The organism is Caldimonas mangrovi (assembly GCF_023721835.1).
In the GTDB taxonomy this organism is placed as follows: domain Bacteria; phylum Pseudomonadota; class Gammaproteobacteria; order Burkholderiales; family Burkholderiaceae_C; genus Caldimonas; species Caldimonas mangrovi.
The window spans coordinates 76,207-94,309 of record NZ_JAMKFE010000006.1; the positions used below are offsets into that span (position 1 = coordinate 76,207).

Sequence of the window (18,103 nt, forward strand, 5' to 3'; positions counted from 1 at the left end):
TGACATTGAACGATCGTGTGCTCGGGGCCGCGGCGCTGCTGCTGGCCGCATATCTGACCTGGCAGGGCTGGGGGTTGCAGGCGCCTTTCGCGTATGAGCCGGTGGGGCCGCGTGCCTTTCCGTTGCTGCTGGCGCTGGTCATCGCGCTGTGCGGCGCGTGGCTGCTGGTCAAGGGCCGCTTTGTCGCTGCAGGCAACCCGCCGGGGGCCAACGGGCGCATCGCGCTGCTGGTGGGGCTGGTGGCGGGGTATGCGCTGCTGTTCCAGTGGCTCGGGTTCGTGATCGCCACGGCGCTGATGGTGACGGTCGTCGGGCGGCTGTTCGGCGGCACGTGGCGCAACTGTGTCGTGGGCGGCGTCTCGATGGGGGTGCTGTTCTTCCTGTTGTTCGACAAGCTGCTGGACGTGGTGCTGCCTACCGGCATCCTGGGAGGCCTGCTGTGAACGTGTTCGAACACCTGGGCATCGGCTTCGGCGTCGCCTTCACGCCGGTCAACCTGCTGGTGGCGGCGTTGGGGTCGTTCTTCGGCACCATCGTCGGCGTGCTGCCGGGGCTGGGCCCGATCAACGGCGTCGCAATGCTGCTGCCGATCGCGTTCGCGATGGGGCTGCCGCCGGAGACCGCGCTGATCCTGCTGGCCGCGGTGTACGTGGGCGCCGAATACGGCGGGCGTATCACGTCCATCCTGCTCAACGTGCCGGGCGAGGCGGCCGCAGTGATGACCACGCTCGACGGCTACCCGCTGGCGCGCCAGGGGCTGGGCAGCGTCGCGCTGTCGCTGTCGGCGTGGTCGTCCTTCGTCGGCTCGACCATCGCGATCGTCGGCATCGTGGCGTTTGCGCCGTTTCTCGCCAAGTGGGCCATGGCCTTCGGCCCGGCGGAATATTTCGTGCTGATGGTGTTCGCCTTCTGTGCGCTGACCAGCCTGCTGGGCGACAAGCCGGTCAAGGGGGTGCTGGCTGCGGCGATCGGCCTGGCGATCTCGACCGTCGGCGTGGACGCCAACTCGGGCGTCTACCGCTACACCTTCGACTCTCCGGAACTCGCCGACGGCATCGACTTCGTCGTCATCGTGATCGGCCTGTTCGCGGTGGCCGAAATGATGCAGATGCTCGAGAACCTGCTGACCGGCCAGAAGGTCGAGGTGCCGCCGAGCAGTCGCAAGCTGTTCAACCTGAAGGAACTGGTCTTCACGTGGTGGAGCACGGTGCGCGCGGGGCTGATGGGTTTTGCCATCGGCGTGCTGCCCGGTGCGGGGGCGAGCGTGGCCTCGGCGGTGGCGTATGCGAACGAAAAGCGCCTGTGCGAAAGCAAGGACCAGGACGCCAAGTTCGGCCGCGGCGACCTGCGTGGGCTGGCCGCCCCCGAATCCGCCAACAACAGCGCCGCGACCGGCTCGTTCATCCCGATGCTGACGCTCGGCGTGCCGGGCTCGGGCACCACCGCGGTGATGATGGGTGCGCTGACGCTCTACAACATCACGCCCGGGCCGGTGCTGTTCGATTCGCAGCCGCAACTCGTGTGGGGTCTGATCGCGTCGCTGTTCGTCGCCAACGTGATGCTGTTCGTGATGAACGTGCCGATGGTGCGGGTGTTCGCGGCGATGCTGTCGATTCCCGGCTGGCTGCTGGTGCCGGGCATCCTGTGCATCAGCTTCATCGGCGTCTATGCCATCAGTGCGTCGACCTTCGATCTGCTGATGATGGTGGCGGTGGGCGTGATCGGCTACTTCCTGCGCAAGCTAGACGTGCCGATGCCGCCGCTGGTGCTCGGCGTGGTGCTGGGCGACATGATGGAGCAGAACCTGCGCCGTGCGCTGTCGATGACCAACGGCGAGCTGCACATCCTGTGGTCGAGCCCGGTGACGCTGGCGCTGTGGGCGCTGGCCTTCGGCGTGGTGCTGCTGCCGCCGCTGCTGCGCCGGCGCGCGCTGCGGCTCAAGGTGGCGTGACGGCCGCCGAAGCCTCTTCATGCCAGCCGGGCATCGCACGCAGCGCCTGCCACTCGGCGCCTTCCGGTGCCTCGATGTGCAGCGGCTGGTCACTCACCGGGTGGCACAGCTGCAGCCGGCAGGCGTGCAGCCACAGCCTCGCGACGCCGAGCTGGTCGGCCCACCAGCGGTTGTGCACACCCTTGCCGTAGGTCGCGTCGCCGATGATGGGATGGCTCGCGTGCTTCAGGTGCCGGCGCAGCTGGTGTTGCCGGCCGGTCTCGGGCGACAGCGACAGCAGCGCGTAGCGGCTGGTCGGGTGCGGACCGAGCGCGACGGGCAGCTCGATGGTCGCCAGCCGCCGGTAGCGCGTCAGCGCCGGCTGCGGCGCGTCGCTGACGCCACGGTCGGTTTGCGGCAGCTCGTCGTCGAGCCGGGCCAGCGGGTGGTCGATGTCGCCGGCCACGTCGGGCCAGCCGCGCACCAGCGCCACGTAGTGCTTGTGCACGGCCTTGGCCTCGAAGCGGGCGGTCAGGCGCCGGGCCGTGAGCGCATCGAGCGCAAACAGCAGCACGCCCGAGGTGCCGCGGTCGAGCCGGTGCGCCGGGAACACGTGCCGGCCGAGCTGGTCGCGCAGCGTCTGCAGCACGAAGCGCTCGTCGCGCGCGGCCAGCGGCGTGCGATGCACCAGCATGCCGGCCGGCTTGTTCACCGCAACCAGGTGCTCGTCGCGAAAGAGGAGGGGCAGTTCCATGTCGACCCGCATTGTCGCGGCGCGCGGCAGGGGTACAGTGCGTTCCCGGGTCTCCGATGAACGACGGGCGAATGGCCATGCGCATCCTTCTGGCAGAAGACGAGCACGCCCTGGGCGAGTGGTTGTCCAAGGCACTGGAGCAGGCCGGCTTCCGGGTCGTGTGGGTCGATGACGGCCGCCTGGCCGAGCGCTCGCTCGCCGAGCACGACTTCGACGCAATGATCCTCGACCTCGGCTTGCCCGGCCGCGGCGGGCACGAACTGCTGCAGCGCCTGCGCGCCGAGGACCGGCGCCTGCCGGTGCTGATCCTCACCGCGCGCGATTCGCTGGCCGAGCGCGTCAGCACGCTCAACGAAGGCGCCGACGACTTCCTCGCCAAGCCGTTCGCGCTGGCGGAGCTGGAGGCTCGGCTGACGGCGCTGGTGCGCCGTGCGCGCGGCGTCGAGCACCCGCGCTTCGCCTGCGGGCCGCTGGTGTTCGACACCGTCACGCGCCAGTTCACGCTGAACCACGAGCCTTTGGCGCTGTCGCCGCGCGAGCAGGCCGTGCTGAAGGCGCTCATACAGCGCAGCGGCGAGCCGTTGTCGAAGCAGCAGATCCTCGACCGCGTGTTCTCCGACGAAGAGGACGTGCTGCCCGAGGCCGTGGAAGTGCTGGTGCACCGGCTGCGCAAGCGGCTCGAGGACACCGGCGTGCGCATCGTCACCTTGCGCGGGCTCGGCTACGCGCTCGAGGGCTGATGCGTTTCCGTCTCAGTCTGCGGCAGAGCCTGCTGCTGCTGCTTCTGCCCACCATCGCCGCGGTGACGACCGTGGAGCTGTGGATGACCCGGCGCGACGCGTTGGAGGCGGCCAACGCCGCCTATGACCGCTCGCTGCTCGGCGCCATCAAGTCGATCGATGCCAACGTCTCCACCGCGTCCGGCGGGCTGGCAGTGGAGCTGCCGTATGCGCAGTTCGAGTTCTTCCAGCTCACCGCGAGCGGCGCGGTGCACTTTCGCGTCGCCACCGTCGACGGCCTGGTGGAGATCGGCAGCGCCGACCTGCCGCCGCCGCCCCGGCCGCTGCAGCTGGGCGTGCCGGTGTTCTACGACGCCAGCTACTTCGGCGACGCCGTGCGCTTGGGTGCCTACATGCGGGCGCTCGACCGGCCGCTGTCGGCCACGGGCGCGCAACACCTGGTGATCCAGGTGGCCGAGAGCATCCAGTCGCGCGAGGCCTTCACGCGCAGTTTCGTCGCGCGGGCGGCGGTGCGCGACAGCGTCGTGCTGCTGCTGACCGCCGTGGCCATCGTGGCGATGGTCGCGCTCGGGCTGCGGCCGCTGTCGCGGCTGGCCGAGCAGGTGAGGGGACGCACGGCGACCGACCTGGCGCCGCTGGAAGCGCAAGGGCTGCCGGCCGACATTCAGCCGCTGGTCGATGCGATCAACCAGCAACTCGAACGCACGCAGGCGCTGGTGCGCCAGCAACGGCAGTTCCTCGACGACGCGTCGCACCAGTTGCGCACGCCGCTGGCGACGCTGCGCACGCAGGTCGACTACGCGTTGCGCGAGCCTGACCCGGCACAGCTGCGTCGGACGCTGCAGGCGCTGTCGCTGCAGATCGACCACGCGACGCGCGGCACCAACCAGCTGCTGGCGCTGGCGCGCACCGACACGGCTGCGCTGCAATGCACCGGCTTCGACATCGGGGAACTGGTGCGCGAGGTGGCGATGGACCTGTTGCCGCGCGCCCGCGCCCGCGGGCAGGACTTCGGCATCGACGTGCCGGCCGGGCTGGCGCAGGCCAAGGGCGACCGGCAACTGCTGCGCGAAGCCCTGACCAACCTGGCCGACAACGCGATTCGCTACACGCCCGAGGGGGGCGAGATCACGCTCAGTGCAGCGGCCGACCGCCTCGGCTGCAGCGTCGCCGTGGTCGATGCCGGCCCGGGCGTGTCCGACGACGAGCTGCACCTGCTGGGACGGCGCTTCGTGCGCGGCAGCCAGACGGCGGCCGGCGGCTCCGGGCTGGGCCTGGCCATCGCCCGCTCGATCGCCGAGCGGCACGGCGGCGTGCTGCAGATCGAGCGGCGCGAGTCCGGCAGCGGGCTGCGGGTGGCCGTGTGGTGGCCTCGCGTCGAGGGTCAGCGCACGTCGCCGTCGACGTAGTACCAGCGGCCGTCTTCACGCACGAAGCGGCTCAGCTCGTGCAGGCGGTGCGCACGCCCGCCGAGCTTGCTGCGGGCGACGAACTCGACCGTCGCGTGGCTCGCGTCCTGCAGCGCGTGGCGCTTGACCTCGAGCCCCAGCCAGCGCAGCCCCGGCTCGTTTGCTGGCAGCGACGCCGGCCGCGTGCTCGGGTGCCAGGTGGCGAGCAGGTAGGCGGCGTCGCCCCGCACGAAGGCGCTGTAGCGCGAGCGCATCAGCGCTTCGGCACTGGAGGCCTGCAAGTGGTCGGGGCCGTCGTGCCAGCGGCCGCAGCAGCGGCCATAGGGCACGCCGGTGCCGCAGGGGCAGGGCTCGGCAGCAACGTTCACAGCTTCATCTCCCAGGTCTCGCCGACCAGGCGGTGGCCGAAGCTCTCGTGCGGCTCGGACTTCACCAGCCGATAGCCGGCCTTTTCATAGATGCGGCGCGCGGCCGTCAGCACGCTGTTGGTCCACAGGCGGATCTTGCGGTAGCCCTGCCGGCGCGCGTAGGCCTCACACTGCTGCACCAGCGCCGCGCCGACGCCTTGCCCGCGCGTGCCGGGTTCGACCAGCAGCATGCGCAACTGCGCGATGGTGGGAGTCGCCTGGACGAGGAACACGCAGCCGATGCGCCGCCCGTCCTGCTCGGCGATCCAGCATGCTTCGCGTTCGGGCCGGTGGTGGTCGACGAAGTCCGCGCAGATGCGTGCGACCAGCGCCTCGAAGCGCCAGTCCCAGCCGTACTCCTGGCCATAGAGTTCGCCGTGGCGCTGCACGACCCAGCCGATGTCGCCGGGGCGCGGCGCTCGCAGCGACCAGGTCGCCGGCGCTGCCGGGGTGCCGAGCACTGACTCGATGCGCTGCATCGCGTCGACCAGTTGCTGTTGCCCGGTCTCGCCCAGCGCGTGCAGCAGCCCGGCCGTCTGCTCGTGCGAGCGGCGATCCAGTGGCGCGAACGCACGCTGGCCCCTGGGGGTCAGCGACAGCAGTTGCTGCCGGGCGTCGTCGGGCGAAGTCTGTGCCCGCACCAGGCCGCGCTCGCGCAGGCTGCGCAGCAGGCGGCTCAGGTAGCCGGCGTCGAGCTTCAACTCCCGCCCGAGGGCGGTGGCTGTCAGCGGCGCGCGGTGCGCCAGCTCCCACAGCACGCGCGCCTCGGTTAGCGAGAAGGGGCTGGCGAGCAGGCCTTCGTCGAGCACGCCGATCGCGCGGGTGTAGAAGCGGTTGAAGGCGCGCACCCGGTCGATGCGGCGTTCGAGGGTGGGCGACAAGGACATGCGGGCCTCCTTCTGCCGAAGTCGCGCCATATTACTTGACAAAAGCAAGTAACTGCAAAACCGCCACGCCGCCGGGCCGCAGCGCCCGCTGGTAACCTTGCGCCGTTTCTGAACGACACCGTGTTCCATGCTGTTTCTGCTGTCCCCTGCCAAGACGCTCGACTACGAGACCCCGGCCCATGTGGCTGCCCACACCAAACCGCTGTTCGCCAAGCAGGCCGCCGAGCTGATCGGCGTGCTGCGCGAGCAGTCGCCCGCCCAGGTCGCCAGCCTGATGAGCCTGAGCGACGCACTGGCGCAGCTCAACGTCGCGCGCTATGCGGCGTGGTCGCCGCGTTTCACCGCGGCCAACTCGAAGCAGGCGGTGCTGGCCTTCAACGGCGATGTCTACGACGGGCTGGGCGCCGGCACGCTGAGCGCCGAGCAGCTCGACTGGGCGCAGCAGCACGTCGCCATCCTCAGCGGTTTGTACGGCGTGCTGCGCCCGCTGGACCGGATGCAGCCCTACCGGCTGGAGATGGGCACCCGGCTCGCCAACTCGAAGGGCAAGGATCTCTATGCCTACTGGCGCAGCACGATCGCGCCGTACCTGAACCAGCGGCTGGCCGAGGACCCGGCACCCGTGGTCGTGAACCTGGCATCGGAGGAGTATTTCAAGGCTGTCGACCGCCGGGCGCTGAAGGCGCGCGTGATCCAGTGCGTGTTCGAGGACTGGAAGGGCGGCGCCTACAAGGTCATCAGCTTTCATGCCAAGCGCGCGCGCGGCCTGATGGCCCGCTACGCCATCGAGAAGCGGCTGTCCAAGCCCTCGCTGCTGCAGAGGTTCACGGTGGACGGCTACGCTTACGATGCGGCCGCCTCCCAGCCTGACCGTCTGGTGTTCCGGCGCAAGATCGTGTGAGCCGTCCGGCAGAATTGCGGTCTGTCACCCCGCGACCCTCCTGCCCCCTCTCGCCATGAGCACGCAGCAGATCACCCCCGAACTCCGCCAGTGGATCATCGACCAGGCAACGGCCGGCCACGCCGCCGGTGCGGTGCTGCAGGCGATGGTCGACAGCGGCTGGCACGAAGACGTGGCCGCGCAGGCGATGGAAGAGACGTTGAAAAGCTACCTTGACGAGCGCGGCGTCTCGGCGAGCGACCTGCCGGTGCCGCCTGCGCTGGCGGCCGGCAAGGCGTTGCCCGAACCCGACCTGGCGGACGCCCCGTGCACCGTGCGCGCCGGCGACCGCGACGTCCGGATCGTGATGACCCTGCACGACCCGCGCGTGGTCGTCTTCGGCGGCCTGCTCAGCGACGAGGAATGCGACGAACTGATGGCGCTGGCCAGCGTGCGGCTGGCGCGGTCCGAGACGGTCAAGACCGACACCGGCACCAGCGAGGTCAACGAGGCCCGCACCAGCGACGGCATGTTCTTCCAGCGCGGCGAGAACCCCTTGTGCGAGCGCATCGAGCGCCGCATCGCTGCGCTGCTGCGCTGGCCGATCGAGAACGGCGAGGGGCTGCAGGTGTTGCGCTACCGGCCCGGCGCCGAGTACAAGCCGCACTACGACTACTTCGACCCGGCGCAGCCCGGCACGCCGACCATCCTGAAGCGCGGCGGCCAGCGCGTCGGCACGCTGGTGATGTACCTCAACACCCCGGCCAAGGGCGGAGCGACCACCTTCCCCGACGTGAAGCTGGAGGTCGCGCCGGTCAAGGGCAACGCGGTGTTCTTCAGCTACGACCGGCCGCACCCGGTGACGCGCACGCTGCACGGAGGCGCCCCGGTGCTCGAAGGCGAGAAATGGGTGGCGACCAAGTGGCTGCGTGAAGGCCAATTTGAATGATCCGCCCCGTAACGCTTGCGGCACCCCCCCGAGGGGGCGGCACCAGCCGACCGGCGGAGCCGGATCGTCGGCGCCACTTGGTCAGAGTGGCCTGTGCAAATCGATAACGAAATGGTCGGAGCCACCGAATGACATCCCAGGAGGACTTGCCGCTGGCCGGCGTGCGCGTGATCGACCTGACGCGCTTGCTGCCCGGCCCCTTCGCGACACTGCACCTGCGCTGGATGGGTGCCGACGTGCTGAAGATCGAGGACCCGGGCGACGGCGACTACGCCCGCACGATGATGCAGACCCCCGGCGAAGCGGCACAGGGCGAGCCCAGCCTGTTCTTCCGCCTGCTCAACCAGGGCAAGCAGTTGCACCGCATCGACTTGACCCAGAAGGCCGGGCGTGAAGAGTTGCTGTCGCTGGCGTGCGAGGCCGACGTGCTGGTCGAAGGCTTTCGCCCCGGCGTGATGGACAAGCTGAAGGTCGGCTGGGACGAACTGCGCGCGGTGAACCCGGCTCTCGTGATGTGCTCGATCAGCGGGTACGGGCAGCAGGGACCCCATGCGCGCCGGGCCGGCCACGACATCAACTACATCGGCTATGCCGGTGTGCTGGAGCAGATCGCCACGCGCGATGGCCAGCCGGTGATCCCCAACTTCCAGATCGGCGACCTGTTCGGCGGCACGCAGGCGGCCGTCAGCGGCGTCCTGGCCGCGCTGTTCGCCGCACAGCGCACCGGGCGCGGGCGGCACGTCGACATCTCGATGACACACGTGGTGCACGAGCACAACCTGCTGGCCCGTTTGAGCGTGGCGCGGGACGGGCGCAGCCCGCCGCCTTCGCGGGGCCTGCTGACCGGTGGCGTGCCTTGCTACAACGTCTATCGCACGCGCGACGCACGCTGGATGGCGGTGGGCGCGCTGGAACTGAAGTTCTGGCGCATGTGCTGCGGCGTGCTGGGGCACCCCGAGTGGGGCGAGCAGCACTGGATGCTGGGGCAGGAGGTGGGCGGCGCCGATGCGCTGGCGTTGCAGGCCGAGGTGGCGGCGGTGTTCGCGCAGGAAACGCAGGCGTACTGGACAGCGCTGTTCGAGCCGGCGGACTGTTGTGTGACGCCGGTGTTGCGGATGGAGGAGGCGATGAGGCATCCGCTGTTTGCGGCGGCTTGATCACGGCCTGCAAGGGCGAAAACAAAAAGGCCGGCAAGCAGCCGGCCTTTTTCAGCGCAGGATGGGCCTGCCCATCAACCCTCGCGCCGCTTGGACCCGAACGGCTTGCCACCGAACTTCTGCCCGGCCGGCTTGCCGAACTTGGCGCCGGGTGCCCCCGGACGCGCACCGCGGTCGCCTTGCGGCTTGCCGGCAAAGCCGGCCGTCTTGTGGCCATGGCCGCGAGCGGCGTCGCGGGCGTGCGGCGGCGCGTCGAAGCTGCGTGCCGGCTCGAACCAGTTCTCGTCGTGCTGGCGTCGCGGCGCCTGGGCGCGCGCGTCGAACGGGTTGCGATCGCGCGGTGCACCGCTGCCGGAGGGCGTGCGGTCGAACGGGCGCTGCTCGCCGCGCGGTGCGAAGTCGCGCTTCGGCTTGAAGCCGGTCGGCTTGCCCATGCCGGGTTTCCAGCCCTCGGGCTTCTTGCGTTCCACCGGTGCAGGCGACTTGGGCTCCAGGCCGACGATGGTCGCGGCCGGAATGCGCTGCGTCGTGAAACGCTCGATGCGGCGGATCATGCCGGTGTCGCGGCGTTCGGCCAGCGTGATGGCCAGGCCGTCGCGGCCGGCACGGCCGGTGCGGCCGATGCGGTGCACGTAGTCTTCGGCTTTCATCGGCAGGCCGTAGTTGATGACGTGCGTGATGGTCGGCACGTCGATGCCGCGTGCCGCCACGTCGGTGGCGACCAGCACGCGCAGCTGGCGCTGGCGCAAGCCCTGCAGCACCCGGTTGCGGCGGCCTTGGGGCATGCCGCCGTGCAGTGCGGCCACGGCGTGGCCCATCTCGGCCAGGCGGTCGGCCAGCCAGTCGGCGTCGCGCTGGGTGCTGGTGAACACCACGGCCTGGTCGAGTCCGCGCTCGGCCAGGATGCTCTCGAGCAGCGAGTTCTTGTGGCTGATGCTGTCGGCCCAATGCAGGCGCTGTTCGATGTTGGCGTGGGTGTCGGTGTGCGAAGCGACGTCGATGCGTTGCGGGTCGCGCGTCAGGCGCTGCGCGAGGCCGCCGACGTGGCCGGCGAAGGTGGCGCTGAACATCACGGTCTGGCGGCCGGCGGGCACCGTCTCGGCGATCGCGGTGATGTCGTCGATGAAGCCCATGTCGAGCATGCGGTCGGCTTCGTCGAGCACCAGCATCTCGACGTTGTCGAGCACGGCGGCGCCGGTGCCGAGGTGGTCGAGCAGGCGGCCGGGCGTGGCGATCAGCACGTCGAGCGGGCCGCGCAGCGCCTTCAGTTGCGCCGCGTACGGCACGCCGCCGACGACCGTCGTCACGCGCAGGCCCTGCACGTCGCGGCCGTAGGTGACGAAGGCCTTGGCGACCTGCATGGCGAGTTCACGCGTGGGGGCCAGCACCAGAATGCGCGGGCCGTGCACGACGCCTTTTTCGCGCCGCTTGGCGTTGTCGCCGCGCGCCGCGAGGATGCGCTGCAGCGCGGGCAGCACGAAGGCCGCGGTCTTGCCGCTGCCGGTGCTGGAAGAGACCATCAGGTCCCGCCCTTCGAGCGCGAGCGGAATGGCGCGCGCCTGCACGTCGGTCGGCTCGGTGTAACCGGCGGCTTCGACGGCTTGCAGGATGGCGGGGTTGAGGCCCAGGGAAGCAAAAGTCATCACAGTCTTTCAAGCAGCACGGCGCCCGGTGGCCAAATGGCCACGGCATGGCACCGCTTGAACGCCGGGCACGACAGAAGTCGCCCGAGACGTTCGGGTGAAGTCGCTGATCGAGGAAGGCCGGCGAGGGGGAACCGTGAAGGATTCCGCTCAAGGCCGCGTCGGTGGCGCGACGGCATCGCCGCCAACCAGGACTCAAGACGCGGCGTGTTGCACCTGCGGCGGTGCCCGGCTTGAAAGGGTCAGAGGGGATGAACGAGAAGTGCCGCCGTCCTGCAATACAGGAGACTGCGGCACTCAAGAGGCGAGATTGTGCCCGAAACTGCGGCCTTGCGCCAGCCCGGGGTATCGCCCCCGCTCAGGCCGGCAGCTGCTGCGGGCTGGCGGCGGCGGGCTCGAGCGCCAGCAGCAGGGCGCCGGCGAGCACCAGCGCGCCTCCCGCCAACTGCCAACCGCCCAGGTGCTCGCTGAGGAAGACGGCGGCGAGCGCGACGGTCACGACCGGTTCCAGCGTCGAGATCAGCGCGGTCTTCGACGCGCCGAGATGGCGCAAGCCGACGACGAAAAACAGCACGGCGACGACGGTGGAGACCAGCGCGATCGCGAGCACCGCCGACCAGGCGCTGGCGCCGTGCGCAAACGCGACCGGTGCGCCGAGCGCCAGGCGCGCGCCGACGATGAGCGCGAGCAGCAGCGCCGAACTGCCGAGGATGGTGGCCGTCGCTGCCAGCGGCTCGACGCCGCGCGTGGCCCGGCTGCCGCCGACGATGTAGAGCGCATAGACAGCGGCGGCGCCGATCGCGAGCGCCACGCCGCGCCAGTCGAGCGACGCCTGCGCACCCACATCGGCCCAGCCGAGCGTCATCACGGTACCGGCCGAGCAGATCGCCAGTGCGAGCAGCTTGCGTGCGCCCAGGCGCTCATGCCCGACCGCCCATGACAGCAGCACCACGAACAGCGGGTACAGGTACAACAGCAGGGCCACCATGCCGGCCGGGATGTAGTTGAGCGCCGCGAAGAAGCACAGCGACTGCGCGACGTACCCGGCGCCCATCAGCGCGAGGCCAGGCACCCGTGCGCGGCCCGGCCACGGAGTGCGCAGCAGGCGCGCCACGGCCCACAGCACCAGCGCGGCGATCACGAAGCGCGGCAGCAAGATGCCGTAGAGGTCCACGCCTTCGGCATAGGCATGGCGCGCGAAGATCGCCATTGCACCAAAACTGGCGGCGGACAGCGCGACGAGGGCGGCGGCGGACAGCGGAGACATCACGATGGCGTTGCGGGTGGCAGCAGAACCGCGACTATGCCAAAGCGCAGGCAGATCGGCACACCGCAGACGGGCGGGTGTGCCGCTTCAGTGGCCGCCGTGCGACTCGATCAGTCGCGCCAGTTCGTCGTACCCGAGCCGGCGCGCATGCGCCAACGGGGTCACGCCGTCGCGATCGGCGGCGTTCGGATCGGCGCGTGCTTCCAGCAGCAGTCGTGCTGCGTCGACATACCGGCGGCTGCCGTCGCCGAGCAGCACGGCCTCGAGCAGCGGCGTGCGGCCTTGCGCATCGCGCGTGTCGGCGGACGCCCCGGTGGCCAGCAGCTCTTGCACGCGCTGCACGTCGCCGCGCGCCGCGGCCTGCGACAAGCTGGCCGGGGCCTGCACCGACCGGGGGGCCGGCGCGCGCAGCGCGCGGTCGGCGGCCATGCCTTGCGGGCGCGAGAGGCCTTCTTCGACGGCAGGCGCGGGCGGTGCGGCAGCGGGTGCCGGCATCGGTGCCGCAGCGGGTGCCGGCATCGGTGCCGCTGCCGACGAACCCGCCTGCGCATCGGCGGCGGCGGGTGGTGCAGCGCGCTCGGCCTCCTGGGGGCCGGCCGCCGCGAGCGGCGCGTAGCGCTCCCGCGCCGGCTCGCGCTCGCGGCGCTGGGCTTCCGGCGCGGCCTTTGCAGCGGCGCGTTGCTCTTGCCGCGTGAAGGCACGTTCGCGCGCGGTCTCCCGGCCCGCTTGTGCCGGCGCAGCCGGGGCGGGCACGGCGGCTTCGCCGGTGGGAGGCGCCGCGGCGGGCGCCGGCGCCATGGCCACCTGCGGGACGTCGCTCTGCGGTTCACGCTCGACCTGCCACGCGAGCAGGCCCGCCAATGCCATCACCATCACCGAAGCGACGGCGCTCGCTCGCCACCGGCCGTCGTTGGCCGCCGGCACGTGCGCAGGCGCGACCGGCTGCACCGGCTCTTCGCGCAGGTGCGCTTGCGCTTCGGCTTGCGCCAGGATGGCTGCGCGCACGGCGTCGCTCGGCCGGCGCTCGTCGTCGCCGGCAAGCCGCATCGCTTCGCGATAGCGCTCGGCCAGCGCGTTGCGCGGGTCGTCGGCGGGGCGATGGGGCGGGACGGTCTTCACGGCAAGTCCTTCACAACCAGGCGGCCAGGGCCTGGCGCAGTTTCGTGCGCGCGTAGCGCAGCCGGCTCTTGGCAGTTTCCGACCCCACGCCCGTGGCAGCGGCGATCTCCTCCAGACTGAGGCCGCCCTCGGCCTGCAGCAGGAAGGCCTCACGCTGATCGGCCGGCAACTGCTCCACCGCCTGCAGGAAGGCGCGTGCCTGCTCGCGGGTCTCGAGCTGCCGCAGCGGCTCGTGCATTTCGTCGGCGGGCAGCGCATCGGCCAGCGTCGCACCGTCGGCGTCGTCCTCGTCGAGCGAGCGCATCGGCCCGCCGGCCGTCCGCTGGCGGCGCACATGGTCGATGACGCGGCTGCGGGCGATGGTGTAGAGCCAGGTCGTGAAGCGCGCGCTGGGCTCGTAGCGTGCGGCCTGCCGGGTCACGGCGAACCAGGTTTCCTGGTGCAACTCGTCGACCACCCCGCTGCCGGACTGCTGCCCCACGCAGCGCAGGATGAAGCGGTACACCCCGCCTTCGTGCCGCTCGTACAGCTGCGAGAACGCCTGCAGGTCGCCTCGGGCATAGGCGAGCATCAGCGACTCGTCGGTCACTGGGGCTGCGTCCGGCTCGGCAATGGCTTGGCGCTCCTGCATGGAGCGCCATTGTGCTCGGATGCGGCCGTGCGGTGGCGAGCGGTGCAAAGACGGGCCTGGCGGCGTTTCAGCGGCGACGAGGCGGGTCGGGCACGAAACCGAGGCGTTCATCGGGCGAATCGGGGAAGGGACGCGGCGGCGCGGGGTGGGGCGAGGGGATCACCCCCAGAGCGACCAGGTTCTCGCGGCTGTCGTAGTGCAGGGTGATCACTTCGTCCGGCTGGGGCTGCGCCCGCTCGAACCCGGTGTGCGTCACCCGCGACGACTCGCGCCGGCCGTGGCCGGTGCCGAGCTTTTCGGCCGGTGCGGGTGCAGATCGCGCAGCAGTGGTGCCGGCGGCGTCGGCCGCTGCTGGGGCCTCGCGGCGTTCGCTTTCGCTCCACTGCGGCGCCAGCGGGGGCGGCTCGGGCCGGTGCTCGCGGAACACCGCGACTCCGATCACGCCCACCTGCGCAGGCCGGCCGGTTCGGGTCGCGTAGGCGTCGCCGAGCGAAGTGAAGTCGAAGGCAGCCACCTGCTTCACGCTCTTGCGCCAGCCGATGATCTCGTAGCGCTGCCACGGGGCCAGCACGTAGCCGGACTGGTGCCAGGACGCCGTCGCGCCATTGACGACGTTGACGCCGTCCACCGAGACGACGGTCAGCACCCGCTCGCCGGTGCGGTTGCGCACCGCCACGGCGTAGCGCGTGCCGGGCCGGCCGGCGACGTAGTGCCTGCCTTCATGGCGGTAGACCGGCAAGACCTCGCCGCTGTCGCGGTCGACGATGTCGAGCTCGACCAAGTGGCCGACAGCGAAGGCGGCAGGCGCGAGCAGGACGGTGAGCAGCAGGGCGGCGGCAAGACGTGCGGCAGAGGACAGGCGGGGCATGCAGGACTCCTTCGGGGGGCTCTGGCCTTGTCAACGCACGACACGGAGTCACGGGGTTGAGGGCCCCTGTGCCGCCGACAAGGGCGCCGAACTTGGCGACAATCTCTCCCATGCCGGAAAACGAAGTCGTATCCCTCCCGTTGCCGACGGAGTCACAGCTCGACGTGCAGGCGTTCGGCCGCTACGCGTTGATCATCGACGCACGCACCCCGCACGAGTACGCCGAGGACCACATCCCCGGGGCCATGAATCTGCCGGTCGCGGACGACGCCGAGTTCGCGGAAGTCGGCACCCTGCATGCCACGGATCCGCATGCGGCGTATCTCGTCGGCGCTCGCTATGCACTGAACAATATCGCTCGTCACGTGCAGGACGTGATCTCGAACTTCCGCCCGACCGACAGGTTGCTGGTGTACTGCTTCCGGGGCGGCAAGCGCAGCCGGGCCTGGGCCGAGCCGCTGCGCGGCATCGGCTTCAAGATCGACGTGCTGCCCGGTGGCTGGAAGAACTACCGCCGCTGGGTGCGCGAGGGGCTGGAGCAGTTGCCCACGCGGTTCGAGTTCCGGGTCCTGGCGGGGCCGACCGGCTGCGGCAAGACGCGCTTGCTGCAGGCGCTGCAGCAAGCGGGGGCGCAGGTGCTGGACCTCGAGGGGCTGGCCAGGCACCGGGGCTCCCTGATCGGTGCACTGCCCGACGAGCCCCAGCCGTCGCAGAAGTGGTTCGACAGCCAGTTGTTCGACGTGATGCGCCGTTTCGACGCCGCGCAGCCGATCTGGGTCGAGGCGGAAAGCAAGAAGATCGGCAATCTGCAACTGCCGCAGGCGTTGCACGACGCCATGCATGCGGCCACCCCGCTGCTCGTCTCTGCGCCGATGGGCGAGCGGGTCAGGTTGTGCCGTGACGAATACCAGCATTTCGTCCGTGAGCCGCTGCGCATGATCGCTTTGCTCGAGCCCTTGAAGCCGCTCGTGGGCGGCCAGGAACTGACTCTGTGGCGCGAGCTGGCGCAAGCCGGCAGGATCGACGAGCTCTTTGAGCGTCTCGTCGACAACCACTATGACCCGTGCTATGCGCGGTCGCACCGCGCGCACTATGGCGAGCGCGCGGAAGAACTGCATCTGCCCAGCCTGGAGCCGGCCGCGCTGGACGCAGTCGCCCAGGCGCTGCTGCGCCCAGGGCGCTGAGGGCTCTCAGGCAAGCGCAGGGCCGGCTCGGGTCTGCTGGGCACCCGCGGGGGGCGGGCCGGCGGCGGCCTGGCCCTGGAGGCGCTCGAAAGGCGGCAATGCCACGCGCAGCAACGCCCGCACGAAGCCGTGGTCCGAGCGGACGCGTTCGCGGCTTTCGTGCAGGTGGTCGTTGAAATACTCGACGCGCCGCACGTCGCCGAGCGCGAAGCGCGAGCCGCTGACGAATTCCTCCGACACCCAGATCTGATCCAGCGTCTCGGGCCAGCCCTGGTGCACGTGCGAATAAGCCACGTCTCGCCGCAGCGCGGGCTCGCTCTGCACCTCGTAGGCATGGAACAGCGCGGTGTCGCGCGCCTGCTTGTCGTAGGCGACCGACGAGGTGGCGGCGACGATCTGCGACGTCACGGCATGCGGCGCGTCGTTCAAGTCGCCCATCAGGACCACCGGGTCGCGGGTGCGGTGCAGCAGCTCGACCAGGTGGCCGCGCAGCGCGGCCGCCTCGGAAGCGCGCATCACCAGCGAGCGCAGCGTTGCGCGCGCGGCAACGCGCGGGTCGTCGCGGTCCTCGATCAATTCACCGCGTGCGTTCTGCAGGAACTTCGGCCGCTTGGACTTCAGGTGTGCGACGAGCACGTGCAGCGGTTGCCCGTGCTTCAGCCTCAGCAGGGCGTGCAGCACGGGCCGTTCGAAATGCGCATGCGGCCCGAGCTCCGGCACGTCGACCGCCGCGCCGGGCGGGAACTCGGCGATCGACCGGACCGACACCACCTCGAGCCGCGTCAGCAGCCCGACACGCGGCGTGCCGAGCGCGCCCTGCTCGGCGCCGGGCGCGATGACCGCCGGATAGCGCAGCCCGCTTTCGGTGACGGCGTCCCTCAGGGCCGCCAGGTCCCAGACTTCCTGCGTGGCGACGACATCGGCGCTCAGCCGCCGCAATTGCAGGCCCAGCCAGGCGATCTTGCGCTGGTACTCCTCGGCGTCGTACGGCTCCTGGTTCTCGTAGAAAAGGCGTCCCGGCAGGGCCAGGTTGAGCAGGTTGCAGGTGGCCATCGTCAACGTGGCCCATGCGGGGTTCGGCGGCGCGCCATTCGGCGCAGCGGAGTTCGTGAGGGTCTCCATCGTTCCTGTACTTTTTCTGTGGCTCAAGGCAGGTGGCCGGCCAGCGCTGCCAAGCCCCATGCCAGCCCGGTGCTGGCCAGCAGGCTCGCGCCGATCAGACCGGCGTAGCGCGGACCGCCGGCGACCGCAGCGGTGATCGTTCGTGACGCGGCGTTGCTGCTCCAGGCCAGCAGCACGCACCACACGAGCGTGGTGTCGTCGAGGCGGCCGGCGGCGAACAGCGCGCCGGTCGACGCCACCGGTGCATGCGCATCGGCCAGCACCGAGAGCGCGCCGGCGGCCACCAGCAGCGGCTCTCCGTGGGCCGGCGCCATGGCGCCCGCGAGAGCCGCCAGCGTGAAGCTGCGGATGCCTGCAGGCTGACGCTGCGGGCCGCTGCCCGCTGCAACGGCCAAGCCGGGCCAGGCTTCCTGCAGCGTCATCACGCGGCCGCGGTGCCTGGCGCGGCGCGGCCCAGCCGACGAAGTTCGGCGGAGCCGATCGAGCGCACGCCGGGCCCGGCGTCGTGCGTGGCGGCCTGCATCGCGCGTGCGACGGCCTGTGCTTCGATCGGGCCGACGCCGGCGGGCAGCAGCGCCTGCAGCGGCCCCAGTGCACGCATCGCGAGGCGCTCGGCAAAGCGTGCAGGCTGCCCGAGCGCGTGGCGGTCGCCCACGAGCAGCGAAGGCCGCACGATCACGACGCTCGGATAGCCGAGCGAAGCCACCGCGGCTTCCATCTCGCCCTTGACCCGGTTGTAGAAGACACGCGAGCGGGCGTCGGCGCCCAGCGCCGAGACGACGGTGAAGCACGAGGCACCGGCCTGGCGGGCGCGGCGCGCGAGTTCGAACACATAGGTGGCGTCGACGCGCCGGAAAGCGTCTTGCGAGCCGGCGGCGCGTAGGGTCGTGCCGAGACAGCAGTAGACGTCGTCGACCGCCGGCAGGTCGCCCAGGTGGTCGAAGTCGACCACGTGCGCATGCAGCTTCGGATGAGCAGGCCCCTTCCAGGGACGCCGCAACAGGAGATGCACGTCGGTGCAGGCCGGGTCGTCCAGCAGCAGCGGCAGCAACGCATGGCCGACCAGACCGGTGGCACCGGCGAGCAGGGCGCGTCGTGCGGAGGAGGCGGGCATCGGCTGCGTTTCCTTTCGAGGCAGCCCGAGCTTAACGTGTTG

At 70.8% G+C, this 18,103-nt stretch carries 19 protein-coding genes; 8 read left to right on the forward strand and 11 right to left on the reverse strand.

From position 1 onward, the window contains the following. Positions 1-5 precede the first annotated feature (5 nt). Together M8A51_RS11680 and M8A51_RS11685 are read left to right on the forward strand one after the other, a co-directional pair. Positions 6-443, forward strand: coding sequence for a tripartite tricarboxylate transporter TctB family protein (locus M8A51_RS11680; protein WP_251778866.1), 438 nt, complete (start codon positions 6-8; stop codon positions 441-443). Continuing rightward, positions 440-1,951 carry a tripartite tricarboxylate transporter permease gene (locus tag M8A51_RS11685; RefSeq protein ID WP_251778600.1) on the forward strand — a complete coding sequence of 504 codons (1,512 nt, stop codon included), beginning with the start codon at positions 440-442 and terminating at the stop codon, positions 1,949-1,951. Before M8A51_RS11680 ends, M8A51_RS11685 begins: the two co-directional genes overlap by 4 nt. Here the strand turns inward: M8A51_RS11685 and M8A51_RS11690 are convergent. Continuing rightward, complete coding sequence (locus tag M8A51_RS11690) at positions 1,938-2,684, reverse strand: pseudouridine synthase (RefSeq protein ID WP_251778602.1); 747 nt, start codon at positions 2,682-2,684, stop codon at positions 1,938-1,940. The genes M8A51_RS11685 and M8A51_RS11690 overlap by 14 nt on opposite strands. 77 nt (positions 2,685-2,761) lie before the next feature. On the opposite strand from M8A51_RS11690, the gene M8A51_RS11695 reads away from it, so the two are divergent. Together M8A51_RS11695 and M8A51_RS11700 are read left to right on the forward strand one after the other, a co-directional pair. Further along, positions 2,762-3,424: a response regulator gene (locus M8A51_RS11695; protein ID WP_251778867.1), complete on the forward strand. Its 663-nt coding sequence runs from the start codon at positions 2,762-2,764 to the stop codon at positions 3,422-3,424. Then, entirely contained in the window at positions 3,424-4,833 is a 1,410-nt protein-coding gene (locus tag M8A51_RS11700; RefSeq protein WP_251778604.1) for a sensor histidine kinase, read from the forward strand. The genes M8A51_RS11695 and M8A51_RS11700 overlap by 1 nt, the downstream gene beginning before the upstream one ends. Here M8A51_RS11700 and M8A51_RS11705 read toward each other — a convergent pair. After that, positions 4,809-5,201, reverse strand: a complete 393-nt coding sequence (locus M8A51_RS11705) for a YchJ family protein (RefSeq protein WP_251778606.1) — start codon at positions 5,199-5,201, stop codon at positions 4,809-4,811. The two genes, M8A51_RS11700 and M8A51_RS11705, sit on opposite strands and share 25 nt — an antisense overlap. Then, the gene (locus M8A51_RS11710; protein ID WP_251778608.1) at positions 5,198-6,127 is read right to left on the reverse strand and encodes a bifunctional helix-turn-helix transcriptional regulator/GNAT family N-acetyltransferase; all 930 of its coding nucleotides are present in this window, start codon (positions 6,125-6,127) and stop codon (positions 5,198-5,200) included. Before M8A51_RS11710 ends, M8A51_RS11705 begins: the two co-directional genes overlap by 4 nt. A 127-nt stretch (positions 6,128-6,254) precedes the next feature. Here M8A51_RS11710 and yaaA point away from each other — a divergent pair, with 127 nt between their 5' ends. The 3 genes from yaaA (at position 6,255) to M8A51_RS11725 (ending at position 9,113) form a co-directional block, all read left to right on the forward strand. Further along, a complete protein-coding gene (yaaA, locus tag M8A51_RS11715; protein ID WP_251778609.1) occupies positions 6,255-7,028 on the forward strand; it encodes a peroxide stress protein YaaA in 774 nt (257 codons plus the stop codon). A gap of 55 nt (positions 7,029-7,083) precedes the next feature. Next, positions 7,084-7,956 (forward strand): 2OG-Fe(II) oxygenase, encoded by an 873-nt coding sequence (locus tag M8A51_RS11720; protein ID WP_251778611.1) that lies wholly within the window; start codon positions 7,084-7,086, stop codon positions 7,954-7,956. A gap of 128 nt (positions 7,957-8,084) precedes the next feature. After that, on the forward strand, positions 8,085-9,113 hold the full coding sequence (locus M8A51_RS11725) for a CaiB/BaiF CoA transferase family protein (RefSeq protein WP_251778612.1): 1,029 nt from the start codon (positions 8,085-8,087) through the stop codon (positions 9,111-9,113). Between the two features lie 74 nt (positions 9,114-9,187). Here the strand turns inward: M8A51_RS11725 and M8A51_RS11730 are convergent, their stop codons facing one another. The 5 genes from M8A51_RS11730 to M8A51_RS11750 form a co-directional block, all read right to left on the reverse strand. Beyond that, on the reverse strand, positions 9,188-10,756 hold the full coding sequence (locus M8A51_RS11730) for a DEAD/DEAH box helicase (RefSeq protein ID WP_251778614.1): 1,569 nt from the start codon (positions 10,754-10,756) through the stop codon (positions 9,188-9,190). Between the two features lie 358 nt (positions 10,757-11,114). Next, a complete protein-coding gene (locus M8A51_RS11735; protein ID WP_251778616.1) occupies positions 11,115-12,023 on the reverse strand; it encodes an EamA family transporter in 909 nt (302 codons plus the stop codon). An 87-nt stretch (positions 12,024-12,110) separates the two neighbouring features. Next, positions 12,111-13,142, reverse strand: coding sequence for an ankyrin repeat domain-containing protein (locus M8A51_RS26520; protein ID WP_251778618.1), 1,032 nt, complete (start codon positions 13,140-13,142; stop codon positions 12,111-12,113). A 10-nt stretch (positions 13,143-13,152) separates the two neighbouring features. After that, entirely contained in the window at positions 13,153-13,773 is a 621-nt protein-coding gene (locus M8A51_RS11745) for an RNA polymerase sigma factor (RefSeq protein ID WP_251778620.1), read from the reverse strand. 67 nt (positions 13,774-13,840) lie between these two features. Continuing rightward, entirely contained in the window at positions 13,841-14,641 is an 801-nt protein-coding gene (locus M8A51_RS11750; protein ID WP_251778622.1) for a hypothetical protein, read from the reverse strand. A 110-nt stretch (positions 14,642-14,751) separates the two neighbouring features. On the opposite strand from M8A51_RS11750, the gene mnmH reads away from it, so the two are divergent. Next, positions 14,752-15,825 carry a tRNA 2-selenouridine(34) synthase MnmH gene (gene mnmH / locus M8A51_RS11755; RefSeq protein ID WP_251778624.1) on the forward strand — a complete coding sequence of 358 codons (1,074 nt, stop codon included), beginning with the start codon at positions 14,752-14,754 and terminating at the stop codon, positions 15,823-15,825. Positions 15,826-15,831: 6 nt separating this feature from the next. Here mnmH and M8A51_RS11760 read toward each other — a convergent pair whose 3' ends face one another. Genes M8A51_RS11760 through M8A51_RS11770 form a run of 3 tightly spaced genes read right to left on the reverse strand, consistent with a single transcriptional unit; the run spans position 15,832 to position 18,061 of the window. Beyond that, on the reverse strand, positions 15,832-16,947 hold the full coding sequence (locus tag M8A51_RS11760; RefSeq protein ID WP_251778626.1) for an endonuclease/exonuclease/phosphatase family protein: 1,116 nt from the start codon (positions 16,945-16,947) through the stop codon (positions 15,832-15,834). A gap of 23 nt (positions 16,948-16,970) precedes the next feature. Beyond that, complete coding sequence (locus tag M8A51_RS11765; protein ID WP_251778627.1) at positions 16,971-17,369, reverse strand: hypothetical protein; 399 nt, start codon at positions 17,367-17,369, stop codon at positions 16,971-16,973. Further along, positions 17,369-18,061 (reverse strand): NAD(P)H-binding protein, encoded by a 693-nt coding sequence (locus M8A51_RS11770; protein ID WP_251778629.1) that lies wholly within the window; start codon positions 18,059-18,061, stop codon positions 17,369-17,371. The genes M8A51_RS11765 and M8A51_RS11770 overlap by 1 nt, the downstream gene beginning before the upstream one ends. Positions 18,062-18,103: the final 42 nt, after the last annotated feature.